Origin of the sequence: Moorena sp. SIO4G3, assembly GCF_010692305.1 — a bacterium.
In the GTDB taxonomy this organism is placed as follows: Bacteria; Cyanobacteriota; Cyanobacteriia; order Cyanobacteriales; family Coleofasciculaceae; genus Moorena; species Moorena producens_A.
In genome coordinates this window covers 1-14,508 of the sequence record NZ_JAAHIG010000235.1, presented here as the reverse complement: position 1 = coordinate 14,508, position 14,508 = coordinate 1, and the positions used below count along the sequence as shown (strand labels likewise).

Here is a 14,508-nt window from a genome sequence, read left to right as displayed (position 1 = left end):
TTCTGGTGGTTCCTGGTTCCACAACCAACGGGTAAAGGCTTGGGGATATTGTTCCACCAAATATTTAAGGGTACTGTCGTAAGTCATAACACATATAGTAAAGGGAGTAGGGAGTAGGGAGTAGGGAGTAGGGAGTAGGGAGTAGGGAGCGGTGCGACCCCGCGCTTTTTCAAAGCTAAGCGTGAACGCGCACTCCCTGGGAATATGGCATCAAAAATTATCACAATTCCTACACGGATTGCTATTAAGTATTTTAATCTGCTGGTTACCCCTTAAGAACTAGATCTCTAGGTGACTCAATTTTTTAAGAATCCGAAGCACCTGATACAAATCATTTCCGGGATTGCGCAGTGAAAATTCAGCAGATGTCGCATATCTGGGCTTTTCACTGTTAACTAGTTTGATGAAAATGAAGGTACCACCAGTGGTAATCATGCCATAGCTTGGTTGATCTGGGTTGGGATTAGCTAACATGTAGGCCAGAATTTGTGGTAGTCCAGCTTCTATGGAGAAGCTAGCCTGTTTGGATTCGATAATCGTCATCCAAAATTCGTTATGTAAGACTAGGGTATCAATGCTTCCTTTGACAATCATGCCGTGGTCATCAACAGAAATCTCTACGGTTTTTTCGGCTTTGATGTGAAAGGGTTCCAGATAAAATTTTCCGATAAATAGCAGGGGTGATAGGATGGCAAGATTAACGGTTTTTTCTAGTAAGGGTGGGTAATAGAGTAAATTAAAATAACCAGCTTTAACGTCATCTAGTAATTGCTGTTGTAATTCGCTGATTTCTGGTAAGTTTTCTTGCCACTCGTGAAAGAATTGGTTATCGTTAACTAGCTGAAGATTGACTAGGGTTTTTAATTGCTTGAGGGTGACGTCTTTAGCTTGAATTGTTTCTACCATTGTTGTTAAGTTGTTGGTGGTGATCAAGGCATAAAAACGGAAAGTTACACGTTACAGGTTAGTTCAGACTTAAATTGATAGAGCAGGGAGCAGGGAGCAGGGAGCAGGGAGCAGGGATTAGGCAAGAGCCGAGAGTGAAACAATCCTGTGTACCTCATGAGTCCTAGAAACGCTATAACTGTTTAATTGGGTATACTAAAATACTTAACCAACATTCCGCCGGAACTCAGCAGGGGTGTTCCCGGTCCAACGCTTGAAGGCTCTGCGGAATGCACGATCTTCTGAGTAACCTAGCAAACAGGATATGGCTTCGATACTCAGTCTGGGGTCACTCAGGAACTGTTGTGCGTTTGCTTGACGAGTTTCGTCTAACAGTTGCCGAACGGTGATACCATGGTCTTGGGTCAAGCGTTGCAAAGCACGAAGACTCATGTTCATCTGTCGTGCTAGTGCCTCTGCACCATATTCAGAACGTTCAGCATTGTGAGCGATCGCATTCCGGATCCTAGATAGTTCTGGAGAATTACTAGAACCTGCTAACCGTTCTCGCACCAGGTCTAGATGGCTCTGGATATAACGAAACAGATCCGGATCAGGCTGTTTGGTGGGTAGGTCTAGGGCCCCTTGACGAAATACAAGGGCATTGTGGGATTGTTGAAAGCATACTGGGCTACCAAAGAACTCTTCATAAACCTGGATTGCTCCGAAGGGCAGGTGAGTAAAGTCCGCGCGCACAAGGATATCATCTGCTCCTAGAATTTCCCGCATATAGCGCAACCCCAAAGCTAGTCCCACTTCAGCAGCGCAACCCCCATCTTCGGCATCCATGGGATGATGCATTTCTAAAATGCCCTCTGAGGAGGACTCAATCAGGGCGATGTGCAGTTGATCTGATAACACAGACCGATAGCGCACTAAGTTCTGCAAAGCTTCTCTGAGATTTTCAGCATATCTAGCTCCATAGGCTAGTGTTCCAAAGTATGAGAAGGGAGTAGCACTGGCCATGTGGAGTGCGATCGCTTCCCCTGGGTAAGCCTTGGTCAGTAAGCGCCATACCGTTGGTACCAGATGTTGAGACAGGTGGGCATCGGGATCGAGCAGATCGGTACGGGTTAGTCCTGTGGCGGCAGTGATCTGTTCCATGTCTACTCCCCGTGCCACTGCATAAGCTACGGTACTCGCCACTACGCTAGCTAGCATTTCGGGTTTGTGCAATCTGTCGTGAAATGTCCGATTTGGTGCGCCCATTGTCCTTATCACACCTCTGTTAAACGTGGCACTTTGGTTATAGAAAGCTAGTAAGCATTCAGCTAATGCGCTACGCGCAAGGGCTTTAGGCAAAAGGCAAAAGGCAAAAGTACTAAAACAGGCTTCTCGCCTTTGACCACATAAGCTGACAGCTGTTCGCGTAGCGTGGGTGGAACAGGCTTCTAGCCTGTGAAACATAAGCTGAATACTTACAAGTTCAACACCATTATAGTGCCCCATCAGCTGCATTATTGGTTTGCCATTTTTAAGGCATTTGATGACAGGGTTGCACTTTTAAATTTACTCAAGAAATTTTTCAGCAAAGCAAGATTAAAGGAGTAGAACAATGAGTGAATATAATGTAAACGATCGATTTGATGCCCAGGATCTCCTCAAGAAACCTGGTGAAGGAGAAAGGACAGCCACGGACATGATTATCATGGCTCGATCCAGAGACATGGGTGGTGATTTCTCAGTGATGCAGGGTGTGATCAATCCCGGTCACTTGCTGTCACCCCACAGCCATAAGTTTTGCGATCAACTGGTCTACGTGATCTCCAGTGAACTTGTGTTCGAGATTGGGGGTGCAGATGGACTAAGGTTGACAGCTCCTGCGGGAAGCTATGTCCAAAAGCCACGGGGCATTGTCCATGCTTTCTGGAACTCCACGGATACACCAGCTCATTACATTGAGCTTTCAGGTCAGGAAACCTTTGAAGGGTTCGTTGACTCCTTGAAGGGGGGCGATCGCAAGGGTGTGGCAAACGCAGAGCGGGACTGGGGCATGGTTTTTGCTCTCGACGAAATTCCACGGCTGATCAAGGAAAACAACCTCACGGGCCTCGCTATGTCCGAGACTCCGGACTTACCCAATCTACCTAATCTTCCGGAACCAGTGGCAAAGCTGTTTAGCAATATGAAGTTGCGCTAGAAAATGTTGTAGGGTGGGCAAAAACTGTTTGGTTCTTTTCAGTTTTGTAGATAAAAGAACGTTGCCCACCCTACTTTAATGGCGTTGCTGATTCTAGGTATGGTTTTGCCCCCCTAACCCCCCAATTTTGGGGGGAATAAGACGTTCAAAGTCCCCCAAAGTTGGGGGACCAACGGGGGCTTTAACATGCACCAGATGATTGCGCATTCATTCCTTAATTCAGCAACGCCATTTTTTTTACTTGTAGGAATGGGGAGATAGGGAAATGGGTAGGTTGTTGAGAATTCTAGGGATAGCGATCGCATCGGCTTATTTTGCCTCGATGTTAGCACTTAACAGTGCCACAGCAACCATCCCTAAACCGCCATCTCCCTCCCTTGCAACGGATTTTATTGGGCAAACGGCCATAATCTCAGCCCAGGCTATGGAATCATCGAGGGTTCAACCTGCTATACCGGTCAAGGCTGAGATTGATGCTAAAACTCAAGTTTTGTTTGAGCAACTTTTTGACGGATTTGGGGCATTCAATATCCTGATTATCTTTTTACTTACCGTCGGTCCGCTCAAGCTAATTGTACCTTTTGTGAAGCTGACAGCTAATGCGGATCCGGCCTTGCGTCGCCAGCTTGCTTTACGGGGGTTTGGCATATCTACCTTAGTTATTTTTGCAGTAGCACTACTTTGCCAAAATGTTATGAAATCCTGGCAAATTGACCTCTCAGCAATGCTAATCGCAACAGGTATTATCCTTTTTTTAGTGGCTCTGCGAACAGTATTAGCTCAGTATAATACCCCCACAACTAAGGATGCTACTCCTGTAAATTCTTCTCTGAAATTAACCATTAATCCCTTAGTTTTTCCGAGTATTTTAACTCCCTATGGCATTGCTGTTGTGGTGACTATGAGCGCCATGTTCGGACGGATGGCAATTGCTCCGGGTTCTATGTTTTTGCTATTATTATTGGTTATGGTACTCAACTTAGGGGTAATGTTGGTCGCCCATCCCCTTTTGAATCTCATCAAACCCGTGACTCTAAGAGTGCTTGGTTTTGTGTTTGGGGTGATGCAGGTGGCTCTGGGACTGGATATGATTCTGACGGGAGTGAAACTGGAAGCGATCGCACTGAAATTTCTTCTAGGCTTGTAAGATTATCTCCACATAATTACCCTATATCGCTACATACTTCCCACACTCCCCTCTGTTTCCCGATTCCCTATGCCAGACCAAGCTTTTGTCGCAACGCATCGGGCACATTCTCGGCTTTGTCCAAACCTGTAGCATTTTCCAACTTTGTCTGTTGATCCCACAAGATGCCTTCAAGGTTCGCACTAGTTAGATCTGCACCAGTGAGGTCTGCACCAGTGAGGTCCGCATCGGTGAGATCTAGACCATGAAGCTTTGCACTTGTGAGATCTAGACCACTGAGCTTCGCATTTCTGAGGTTTGCACCAGTGAAATCCGTATTTTTGAGATTAGCATATTTGAGGTCTGCACCATTGAGGTTCGCATGTTTGAGGTCTGCACCATCGAGGTTTGCATGTGTTAGATGCGCACCAGCAAGGTTAGCATTACTGAGGTCGGTTCTAATGAGCTTCGCTCCCATCAGCACTGCTTTACCAAGTTTTGCCTCTTTGAGTTTAGCTTCAGTCAGGTCGGCCTTTCTGAGCTCAGCTTCAGTAAGGTTAGCTTTACTCAGGTCGGCCTTTTTGAGATCAGCTTCATTAAGCTGAGCATTCCCCAAGTCAATCTCACTCAAATCAGCCTTTGGCACATCCAGACCCCTCATGGAAACACCATAATTGTTCAAAACCTCAAGGGCTTTGATTCTGGCATGACTAGTGGGGACTCCTGCTCCTGCTGCATTATCAACGACTTGCCATGCCTCATAGATTATCCTTTGTTTGCGCTCTGGACTTTCTAGTATGTAAAAAGACGCTCCAAATAAAAGAGCGAAACCTTCAAGATTATCCAATTTAAAGACTAAAAATGGTTGCTTGACCAAGAATAAAAATACTTTAGGTAAGGGAAATTATTTCGTTGGATTTGTATGATATAATAACCTAGTCGTTATTTTCTCCAAGACATTTAATACGACTAGAAAGACGTAAGCAATAAACAGAGCAATCACTACACGAACCCAGACATTCTTTAAACGCTCTTTTAATAAGCTAATCACCTGTATCCTTTGGAGAAAAAGTCGTTATTATATTTGTAGTATATAGCAGTTCTCAATTAGTTGAGGTACTTTCGTCCTAGGTTTTAGGGAGTAGGGGAGTTTCCTCCATGGACAACTACTGTGGTTTACCATGAGCAACTTCCCGTTGAGAGGTTTTAGCAATTCTTTGTGACTTTAATGTGTCAATACATAAGTGCCTATTGCTCTATTAAGCTATCATAAAGGTATATCTCCTATGGCGTTCCCCCCACACTCCTCACACTCCCCGCGCCCCATGATGTAGTGGATGGGGGGTTAAGCTATGACTCCCTTTACTTTGTATCAGTCAGCTCCCAGGGCACCTAATGATGTAGAGATGATTTACAGTTAACTCATGTTCTCCTAAACTCAGCTGAATCTAGCAGGAGTTGGATTTTAGAAGCTAGGGAAATCAAGCAGTGGCATGACTAAGCTCAAGCAAACCAACCGCCAAACCAGATGGTTGGTATGGTCTAACTATTTATGTCTATCACTAGCTGTGATGGTCGTGCTGGTGTGGAGTCATGGGGCAGTGGCTCAAGAGACTGCCTCAATAATAGACACAGACCCTAAATTAAAGGAAATTCTGGACACGATCTGGTTGGTGATAGCAGGCTCTTTGGTATTTTTTATGAATGCGGGATTCTGCTTATTGGAAACCGGTTTTTGTCGCAAGCAAAATGCGATCAATATTCTAGCAAAGAACCTAGTAGTGTTCAGTATAGCCACCGTAGCCTTCTGGCTTTTCGGAGCGGGATTGATGTTTGGTGGTGACAATCCCGGGATTGGGACTGGATGGTTCTTTTTTAGTGGCCAGGATATTTTTAACTTCAGTTATTATGACTCTCTGGCTATGAGGGAAGCCAAGTTTTTCTTTCAATTAGTATTTGCTGGCACCGCAGCAAGCATTGTTTCTAGAGCGGTGGCCGAGCGCATGAGATTTGCGAGCTTTCTACTCTTCAGTTTCTTGCTAGTGGGATTTTTGTATCCCATCACCGGACATTGGGCGTGGTCGAAGTCTGGATGGCTGAGCGATATCGCTTTCGGAGGGTCTGAGAAATTAGCATTTTGGGATTTTGCCGGTTCAACGGTAGTCCACACCGTAGGAGGAGCTGCTGGCTTGATGGGAACCATCGCCCTGGGGGCACGGGCTGATAAATATTGCGACATTGAGCCATCAGAGTTCGATAAACTTGAGCCACGACAAAAAACTAAGTTTAAGAAGAAAATTGAACCCTTAAACGGGCATAATACCACCCTTGCCACCTTGGGATGTCTGATTCTCTGGCTAGGTTGGTTTGGGTTTAATGCTGGCTCTACCTTAGAGGCCACTTCCCCCGCCATTCCTCACATTGTTTTAACCACTACTTTAGCAGCCGCAGCCGGTGCAATTGGCTCAATTATCTTTTGCTTTGTCAGATACGGTAAACCTAATCTTGCTTTTATCATCAATAGCATTGTGGGGGGATTAGTTAGCATCACCGCACCCTGCGCTTACGTTAGTTTCCTAAATGCAGCACTGATTGGGGCTGTCGGGGGAGGAATCCTGGTGCCCCTTTTTACTGAACTATTAGATTGGTGGGAAATTGATGACCCAGTTGGTGCTATTCCGATTCACGGTGGTTGTGGATTATGGGGAACCCTGGCGGTGGGATTGTTTAGCATCGGACCAGACAGTAAATTGGCCTGGGCTTACACTTCTGGAAATGGTCCTGCTAAAGGATTCTTGTGGACAGGGAACCCCAGTCAACTGATCGTGCAAGGATTAGGTGCTGTTACTGTTATTATTTTTATTTTACTATCTAGTAGAGCTATTTTGTATGTACTTGCTCACGTCATGCCTGGTGGGATTAGAGTATCCAAACAGGAAGAAAAAGACGGTTTGGACAAATCCACCTTTGAAGACAAAGTTCAAGATGTTTACCAAGAGCAAATCGATAGGTTATGGGAAAAACTAGAGGATTTGGAATAGATTAGCAACAACAATTAAATAAAAAACACCCAATGACAAGCTTAGAACCAGGATATCCTCTGAAACAGGGCAGGTATACCATCCAAGGTGAATTAGGAACGGGGGGCTTTGGAACGACTTACCAAGCCACTCGTCAGTTACGCAATGGTCAGGAAGAGATTGTTGCCATAAAAATTGGAAAAGAGGAATTAACCGGGAATGAAAGAAGCGCAAGAGAAACAAAATTTAAAGATGAAGCGAAGCGACTCAAGCAATTTAACCATAACCATATTGTTAAATTCATAGAGTACTTCTATGACCAGACCATAAACCGTCCTTGCCTGGTGATGGAATATATCGAGGGAGAGACCCTAGAGAAACTCACTCAACCAGGGAATGGAATTCCAGAAGAACAAGCCATCAAATATATTCGGCAAGTTGCCAATGCCCTCGAAGCAATGCATGAGGTAAATTTGATTCATAGAGATGTCAACCCTCGTAATATTATGGTAAGACATGGAACCGAAGAAGCAATACTGATTGATTTTGGGATCGCCCGGGAATTTGTTACTGACCGGACAATAGAAGTAACACAACTATGGTCTGAATATTATGCTCCACCCGAGCAACAACTACGCCGCTTTAGAGCAGGCCCACCACTTGATATCCATGCCTTATCCGCCACTTTCTATTTTTTGTTAACTGGACAAAAACCAGTTAGTAGCAGAGACAGGAAAAGTGAAATCCAAATATATAAAAGAGACCCTCAAAAACAAGATACCGAAAAATTCGTCAGCAACCCAGCTTTAAGAAGAGCAATTCTCAAAGGGATGGAATTAGATGCAAAGGGAAGACCTCAGTCAATCTCACGATGGCTAAACTTACTAGAGCCTTCACAAGAAATGAATCTAACTGATATTTCAAGATGGGTGATTGGAGTTATCTTCGTTTTGCTGCTATTAGGTGCTGTTGTCATTCAATTGATAGATAATCCACCTAATCAGCCTAATCCACCTATTACTTATCCCCCAAGTAGCACGGAATGGCCACAACTTGAAGATAAAGGTTTATCTGCGATTAGGAAGTTTGCTGATGAAAGAGATAAACAAACATTAGAAGAAGTCCTTGAGCTATTTGAGCAAAATAAAAACAAGTATCAAGGAAACAAAGAATTTGAAGAACTCTTTAGTGAACTAACCCGTAGATAGGCTCAAGACGTATTAGCTCGAAGCGGAGAGCCAGGAGTTCGCAAGGGAATTGAAAAGTTGGAGGAAATTCAGCAAAGGCTAGTTCAGAACTTCGACATCGAAAATCTTCCGGAATATGATATCATCGCTCAGGAATATAAAGATGTTAGTGCTCTTCTAGACCAGATGAGAAAATCCCGTAACGGTAACAATTAGGATTTTTATGTCTTATTTAAATAAGAGCCAGAGCAATCATCCCCAATAAAGCCAAAGCTGATACAATTGTAGAAACGCCTTTCTCATCCTCAGATAAATCCTCTTTTTCTTCAATCGGTTCTTTTATTGTTTCCCAGCACGCTTCTCTAATCGTCGCACTCCACTCACTGCCCATTTCTGAAAACCAAAACACATTAGGATCACCTATATATGGTTGACGGTTAATGGTTTGCTCTTCACGGTTGACGGAGATTGGGTGACGGTTAATGGTTGAGCCTTGACGGTTAATGGTTGAGGCTTGACGGTTGACGGAGATTGGGTGACGGTTATGGTAGTATTCGGACTGATATCGGTAAGTATCAGCAATAATTGGTTTGGGCTGATCACCAGTAACGGTATTGTTTTTCTGTGACATTTTTGAACACCCGATTCTAAAGATTGACAAGGTAAGCATTCAGCAGCTAAGGCACTAGCTGCTGAATGCTGAGTGCTAATAGCTGATTTCTAAGTATCTATAGACTTATCGGGGTAATCACCAATAGTTATGCAGGAAATTTTCAATATCAGTAAGCATTCAGCGATCAGCGGTCAGCGGTCAGCGGTCAGTGGTCAGCGGTCAGCGGTCAGCGGTCAGCGGTCAGTGGTCAGTGCTCAGCTGAATGCTTACTCCTAATCTTGCCTCTTGCCTCTTGCCTCTTGCCTCTTGCCTATCTTGACGCAATAGCATAAGCCTCAACTTCCAAGCGAACCATTTTGACATGAGTTAACCCTTGAGTATCTATTGGATAGCGCTGGATGTACCTATCCACAACAGTATTCAAAAATGTTTCTCTCAACTCCTGAGGAAGTCTATTGGTATAGGGAAACCAGGTTGTTCTTAACCAGCCTTTCAATCCTTCTTTGCCTTGATGCTGCATATCTTTAGGAATCAACTGCACACCTTCAGCTTTAAATCCATTTTCTGGTAACCATCTTTGATACTCTTCAATGCCATAAAATGAATAAGGAAAGGTAAAGCCTATAAAATACTCTTTCCAGTCTGGAGCATTGATAATTTCATCTATGATCAGCAGTAATTCCCTAGCATTACCTTTACCTCCCATCTGAAACAGTAATTTTCCGTGAGGTTTAAGGTGATTACGAACGCCTTTTAAAACTGAACTATGGTCATTGATCCAATGTAAGACAGCATTAGAAAAGACAACATCAAAGCTATGGTTGAGGTTAATCGCTGTAGCATCCATAAGTTTAAACTCTAAATTAGGATACTCTACTGGGGGAAATGTCTTCCGAGCTAACTCAACCATAGTCTTGGATGAATCAATTCCTAAAACACTACCGTTTTTAAGAATACTGGCAAATTCAGCAGTAATCTTTCCGTCTCCACAACCAATATCCAGGAGTGTTTCGTTCCCCATTAGTGATAGCTTTTCAATTAGTTCCTTTGCCCAATTGAGCTGTGCTGAGGAATTCTTAGCATAATCATCAGCATTCCATTGATTGTGATTGGTCATATAGCATGTTTAGTTGAAATGTAAACATAGGATTGATGGTAAAAGGGAACAGGGAACAGGGAACAGGGAACAGGGAAAGAGACGGAGGTGTGGGACCCGGGCGCAAGGCCAGGGCGCGGGGAGTTGAAAAAGTGATATAGCGGTTTTTAGCCTAATGAGGTACACAAGATTTTTTACCTATTCCCTCTTCCCCTCCTGGGAGGGATTAGGGCGTGTTTTCAAAGTTTTCCGCAAGATTATGATCCCCCCCAGCCCCCCTTAAAAAAGGGGGGAGCCATACTCAAAGTCCCCCTTTTTTAAGGGGGATAATGGGGGATCTGCGAGGCAAGAAAACACGCCCTAGGGGTGGGTTACTCTTCCCTGTTCCCTGTTCCCTGTTCCCTGTTCCCTAAAAGCAGAAACTCTGTACCTCACCAAATTTAAAACCGCTATACCTAAACCTATCGCCTCAAATTAACATAGCGAGTCAAAATCCGAATGATCTCACCCTCGACAGGAGAAGGAATCGGGGGAGTCCACGCAATCACTTCCGCAAAGCGAAGCACGTGCAATTGGTTAATTACACTCTCAACACCTTTGGGTACACCACAGGCGAGGAGGCGGACTGGGGTTTTGCCCTGAGGGACATCATAGATTGGAGCTTTGATTAGCTCTGGGAGCGATGCAGCGCGGTCTTGGGGGTTTCCCCCACTCGCTATTGCATCAAGACAGGAACGTGGGTTTACCATTTATATATCACCTTGTTTTCTTGGTGGTGGAATAGCGATCGCACAGAGGTTGTCGAGCCATAGAGTGCGATCGCTTTGTGCTGGCCTTTGATTGCCAATCACTGTAACTGCGTACTTTTATAGTATATCCTATCTTGGCAACTTTGTCAACACTTTGAGTTTAAAAAAAAATTTTAGAAGTATTATTTTCAACAATTCATGCTGCGAGAGGTTACAATCAAACGTAACGAGCGTTTAGTATGGTAAGAGGTTAAACACTAAAGTGGTAATTCACTGGAAATTGGCAGTAGTAATGGCTGAGCGCAACATCAGCAACAAAGATCTAGCTGAGATAATTGGAAAGCATCCTAACTCCGTTTCCAGGCTAAAACGGCATCGCCGTCTACCTAGAATTGACGAAGACATACTCAACTCCCTGTGCAAAGCCCTCAAGTGCCAACCAGGGGACTTGATAGTCTATCAAGAGGATGAACAAGATCCCTAAAACGGGGAATTTACCGGTAATCGGTAATCGGTAATCGATAATCGGTAACCGGTAATCCGTAATTTTCCTTGAGCCTTAGCCATCAGCGCGTTATGGATGGGCCCAAAATATAGGAGCCCTTAGCTGTCTGGTGAATCGTCTCTGCAATTTTTTTAGCCACCTTCTGACTAGTCCAGTAGCTGTCGTGAGCACTTCCACCATTTATTAATGCTAAAAATGTCGATTTTACCGGTTTAGCGACATTTTCTAATAATCCAGAACCGTACGTCAGTACATCTTCAAGTTTGATGACTTTGTCATACTCATCTACTAATTTTGGCAACACTCCTTCTAGGGGCCAAGCAATGGGATCCCCCGGATGTAGAAAGTTTTGCCAGGGTAACGCCACTCCTTGTTGAGTCAGAATTGCCAGTAACTCCTTTAATTTGGAACTAATATCATGGGTACTGCCATCTCTGGTTTTGCCAACAATATGGATCAGAGTAAATAGGGCAATCGGTGAACCCATGGTATGAACACTAGCCAGAGGAATGGCACTGTCAAGCTCAGATTCGATGCCCAAAATGCTTTTGCGAATCCCCTGAATACTCTCATGACCAGGTATAGTTGGGTCATCCCATCGACTAGCAAACAACACATCAAATAGGATAATCGTTCCCCAACTGTGAGTAACTAGGTGCAAACGGTCTTGATCCTGGTATCCCTCCAATCCCTGATAGGCTTGTTTACTCATCTGCTCAATAGCCAGAGAGCTAACATGTCTGCTGAGGTAGAGAGCCCCGTCTCCAACGAATTGTAAGATTTGCTTTTTACGGAAGTCTGTGAACCAGAACTCATTCCACACCTTCGATGCCTTCAATGCTCCTAGGAGTTCCTTCTCCTGCTCAATCACCACATTACCCCAGTACAGAGGGATCTTTTTGAGTTGAACAGATGACTCAACATTAGATTGAATCAGATCGAAAAGCTTGTCAGCGTATTCGGGTGTTTCTCGATCTTGGCGAGTATTAACACCATGTATAAACAAAATGTAGTCCGTAGCCACGGATCAGCCTCTCTTCTGTGGAATTTGATCGATGATTCCATCAGTTTATGCGATCGCGTACCCTACCCGACCGCTATCATCGATTCCTGGTAGGGAGTAGGGAGTAGGGAGTAGGGAGTAGGGAGTAGGGAATATGGCATCAAAAATTATCTAAATGGAATTCTTGAGGGATGATATTTTTACAAATAAATATAAGATGCACCCGATATAATTTATGTCTTCTGTTTCCTAAAAATACAGCCAATTTATTATACTAATATTAATTCCTAATCAGGTAGTCTGGTAAAATAGTTTCGCTATCTATTTGTGCCAATTCAATCTGCTTTTGGGTCATATTTTTAGCTCCTTGGAGGTTAGCCCCTCTTAAATCTGTACCCTCGAGATTAGCTCCCTCTAAATTTGCCTCTTGCAAGTTAGCTTGAATCAACGATGCCCGCTGTAAATTAGCATTCCAGAGGATTGCCTTCTCTAGCTTAGCTCTCCTGAGAAATGCCCCTTCTAGGTTAGCATCAAATAAGCAAGCATCTGTCAAGTTAGCTTTTATCAAGTATGCTCCTTGGAGGTTAGCTTGATTACAGTCTGCCCCTTCTAGATTGGCTCCGATCACAGATGCTCCTTTTAGATTAGCCTGATTAAGACAAGCTCCTTGTAGTTTGGCTGCATTAAGGTATGCCTCTTGGAGGTTTGCTTCTGTTAAGTTTGCCCCCATCAGTGTGGCGTGACGTAAATCAATTTTTTCATCTTCAAGCTCTTTTGAGCTGTCGCGTCTGCCAATAACCGTCAGGGCACCTTGAATATCAATGGGAAGTTTTTGGCCTTGTGCAATTTGATCAGGAATGGATAACTCATCTATTTGCTTTTGCTGCTCTACATGAATCTTCCACGGGGACTGATATCGCACAAACGTCGATAAAATTTCCATAATTTTCCAGTGGTCTTCGGCAGAAACCTTAGCAATTCGTTCTAGGGCATAAATTCCACCTAGCCGCAGGACAATCTGATCAGAACTCAGCCACCCCAGGGCATTATTCAAGCATTGAATTATTTGCTTGTCTTCTGTACCGATAGGAGTCTTGACAGTTCTACCAGTTTTGGATAGGTTCCATAACCCTTTGTTTAAGTAGTAAAGTTTAAGCAAAATCCCTAGTCCAATCGCCATTATTACAACAGCTATAAAAAACAAAACTTGGTCTTTTTGTTCTACTTTATTGACAAAAAAAAAGAGTTTATTGAGTTGGGATTTTTCAATAAATCCATCAATAAAATTTATGGGAAAAACCACAAACCAATATAACGAAGCAATCCCTAAGTAGACTAAGCCACTATAAATAAAAAAAACAACCATTTTAAACCGTAAAGGGTGATTGTTGGGCGGGTTTACCTTCAGTTTCATCTCTTGTATTATCTTGACTGACTCAACTGGTAGAACTGATTAAATCATCATCTTGTGAATATTATGTGAATAAATCAAAAATTCTAACCAACGAGCTATATCTATATACAGGGAGTCGGGAATCGGGAATCGGGAGTCGGGAATCGGGAATCGGGAGTCGTCAGAAGCGGGAAATGGTAGGTGCGCTTTCCCCATCTAATTATTAAATTCGCCACGGGTCGCACCTGAAGAATTTCCCCGGAAATACTTGTGTATTTTGATACATATGGGTAGATTTTTTTTCGGACATACTTATGTATTTTGATACATATTTTGATGAATTTATACGTAGCGATGCAGCGCGGTCTTGGGGAGGCAGCGCCGACCTGTGGGGGTTCCCACGGGTCTTACAAGGTGCGGAAGCAAGTTCCGCACACAGACCCATGCGCCACTCGCGCTTTGCCGTGGTTTCCCCCACTCGCCCTTTGCATCAAGACAATAAAAGTACCTACTCGCCCCTTTCTAAAAAACCTACCCTTGTAAGCATCTCCCCATCTCCCCATCTCCCCATCTCCCCACACCTCCCACACCTCCCACACCTCCCCACACAGACCCATGCGCCACTCGCGCTTTGCCGTGGTTTCCCCCACTCGCCCTTTGCATCAAGACAATAAAAGTACCTACTCGCCCCTTTCTAAAAAACCTACCCTTGTAAGCATCTCCCCATCTCC

Annotated in this window: 18 protein-coding genes and 1 pseudogene; 7 read left to right on the top strand and 12 right to left on the bottom strand. The window is 44.0% G+C overall.

Annotated elements, in window-relative coordinates; translation table 11 throughout:
- Positions 1 to 83: 83 nt before the first annotated feature.
- The 3 genes from F6J99_RS30260 to F6J99_RS30250 form a co-directional block, all read right to left on the bottom strand.
- Positions 84 to 224, bottom strand: a complete 141-nt coding sequence (locus tag F6J99_RS30260; protein WP_293099711.1) for a hypothetical protein — start codon at positions 222 to 224, stop codon at positions 84 to 86.
- A 55-nt stretch (positions 225 to 279) separates the two neighbouring features.
- Positions 280 to 906 carry a restriction endonuclease subunit R gene (locus F6J99_RS30255; RefSeq protein ID WP_293118461.1) on the bottom strand — a complete coding sequence of 209 codons (627 nt, stop codon included), beginning with the start codon at positions 904 to 906 and terminating at the stop codon, positions 280 to 282.
- Between the two features lie 204 nt (positions 907 to 1,110).
- Positions 1,111 to 2,352, bottom strand: a complete 1,242-nt coding sequence (locus F6J99_RS30250; RefSeq protein ID WP_293118459.1) for an AraC family transcriptional regulator — start codon at positions 2,350 to 2,352, stop codon at positions 1,111 to 1,113.
- Between the two features lie 148 nt (positions 2,353 to 2,500).
- Between F6J99_RS30250 and F6J99_RS30245 the strand changes: the two genes are divergently transcribed.
- Positions 2,501 to 3,085, top strand: coding sequence for a cupin domain-containing protein (locus F6J99_RS30245; RefSeq protein WP_293118457.1), 585 nt, complete (start codon positions 2,501 to 2,503; stop codon positions 3,083 to 3,085).
- A gap of 265 nt (positions 3,086 to 3,350) precedes the next feature.
- Positions 3,351 to 4,232, top strand: a complete 882-nt coding sequence (locus tag F6J99_RS30240; RefSeq protein ID WP_293118455.1) for a MarC family protein — start codon at positions 3,351 to 3,353, stop codon at positions 4,230 to 4,232.
- 67 nt (positions 4,233 to 4,299) lie between these two features.
- Here F6J99_RS30240 and F6J99_RS30235 read toward each other — a convergent pair whose 3' ends face one another.
- Positions 4,300 to 5,088, bottom strand: a complete 789-nt coding sequence (locus F6J99_RS30235; protein ID WP_293118453.1) for a pentapeptide repeat-containing protein — start codon at positions 5,086 to 5,088, stop codon at positions 4,300 to 4,302.
- A gap of 616 nt (positions 5,089 to 5,704) precedes the next feature.
- Here F6J99_RS30235 and amt point away from each other — a divergent pair.
- Genes amt through F6J99_RS30220 form a run of 3 tightly spaced genes read left to right on the top strand, consistent with a single transcriptional unit; the run spans position 5,705 to position 8,634 of the window.
- Entirely contained in the window at positions 5,705 to 7,252 is a 1,548-nt protein-coding gene (gene amt, locus F6J99_RS30230; protein ID WP_293118451.1) for an ammonium transporter, read from the top strand.
- Between the two features lie 32 nt (positions 7,253 to 7,284).
- Complete coding sequence (locus F6J99_RS30225) at positions 7,285 to 8,439, top strand: serine/threonine-protein kinase (protein ID WP_293118449.1); 1,155 nt, start codon at positions 7,285 to 7,287, stop codon at positions 8,437 to 8,439.
- 57 nt (positions 8,440 to 8,496) lie between these two features.
- The gene (locus tag F6J99_RS30220) at positions 8,497 to 8,634 is read left to right on the top strand and encodes a hypothetical protein (protein WP_293118447.1); all 138 of its coding nucleotides are present in this window, start codon (positions 8,497 to 8,499) and stop codon (positions 8,632 to 8,634) included.
- Between the two features lie 16 nt (positions 8,635 to 8,650).
- Here F6J99_RS30220 and F6J99_RS30215 read toward each other — a convergent pair whose 3' ends face one another.
- A complete protein-coding gene (locus tag F6J99_RS30215; protein WP_293118445.1) occupies positions 8,651 to 9,049 on the bottom strand; it encodes a hypothetical protein in 399 nt (132 codons plus the stop codon).
- A gap of 129 nt (positions 9,050 to 9,178) precedes the next feature.
- Here F6J99_RS30215 and F6J99_RS30210 point away from each other — a divergent pair, with 129 nt between their 5' ends.
- Positions 9,179 to 9,307 (top strand): hypothetical protein, encoded by a 129-nt coding sequence (locus F6J99_RS30210; protein WP_293118443.1) that lies wholly within the window; start codon positions 9,179 to 9,181, stop codon positions 9,305 to 9,307.
- A gap of 34 nt (positions 9,308 to 9,341) precedes the next feature.
- On the opposite strand, the gene F6J99_RS30205 is transcribed toward F6J99_RS30210, so the two are convergent.
- Together F6J99_RS30205 and F6J99_RS30200 are read right to left on the bottom strand one after the other, a co-directional pair.
- Positions 9,342 to 10,148, bottom strand: a complete 807-nt coding sequence (locus F6J99_RS30205; RefSeq protein ID WP_293118441.1) for a class I SAM-dependent methyltransferase — start codon at positions 10,146 to 10,148, stop codon at positions 9,342 to 9,344.
- A 440-nt stretch (positions 10,149 to 10,588) separates the two neighbouring features.
- The gene (locus F6J99_RS30200) at positions 10,589 to 10,876 is read right to left on the bottom strand and encodes a hypothetical protein (RefSeq protein ID WP_293118439.1); all 288 of its coding nucleotides are present in this window, start codon (positions 10,874 to 10,876) and stop codon (positions 10,589 to 10,591) included.
- Between the two features lie 262 nt (positions 10,877 to 11,138).
- Between F6J99_RS30200 and F6J99_RS30195 the strand changes: the two genes are divergently transcribed.
- The gene (locus F6J99_RS30195; protein WP_008188939.1) at positions 11,139 to 11,360 is read left to right on the top strand and encodes a helix-turn-helix transcriptional regulator; all 222 of its coding nucleotides are present in this window, start codon (positions 11,139 to 11,141) and stop codon (positions 11,358 to 11,360) included.
- An 82-nt stretch (positions 11,361 to 11,442) separates the two neighbouring features.
- Here F6J99_RS30195 and F6J99_RS30190 read toward each other — a convergent pair whose 3' ends face one another.
- The 5 genes and pseudogenes from F6J99_RS30190 to F6J99_RS30170 all read right to left on the bottom strand — a co-directional run.
- Entirely contained in the window at positions 11,443 to 12,405 is a 963-nt protein-coding gene (locus F6J99_RS30190; protein WP_293118437.1) for a hypothetical protein, read from the bottom strand.
- Between the two features lie 259 nt (positions 12,406 to 12,664).
- Positions 12,665 to 13,750: a pentapeptide repeat-containing protein gene (locus F6J99_RS30185; RefSeq protein ID WP_293118435.1), complete on the bottom strand. Its 1,086-nt coding sequence runs from the start codon at positions 13,748 to 13,750 to the stop codon at positions 12,665 to 12,667.
- 87 nt (positions 13,751 to 13,837) lie between these two features.
- Entirely contained in the window at positions 13,838 to 13,993 is a 156-nt protein-coding gene (locus tag F6J99_RS30180) for a hypothetical protein (RefSeq protein WP_293118433.1), read from the bottom strand.
- Between the two features lie 191 nt (positions 13,994 to 14,184).
- On the bottom strand, positions 14,185 to 14,340 hold the full coding sequence (locus F6J99_RS30175) for a hypothetical protein (protein ID WP_293118431.1): 156 nt from the start codon (positions 14,338 to 14,340) through the stop codon (positions 14,185 to 14,187).
- Positions 14,309 to 14,508, bottom strand: a pseudogene (locus F6J99_RS30170) (hypothetical protein); the annotation flags it as partial. The gene F6J99_RS30175 and the pseudogene F6J99_RS30170, both read right to left, overlap by 32 nt.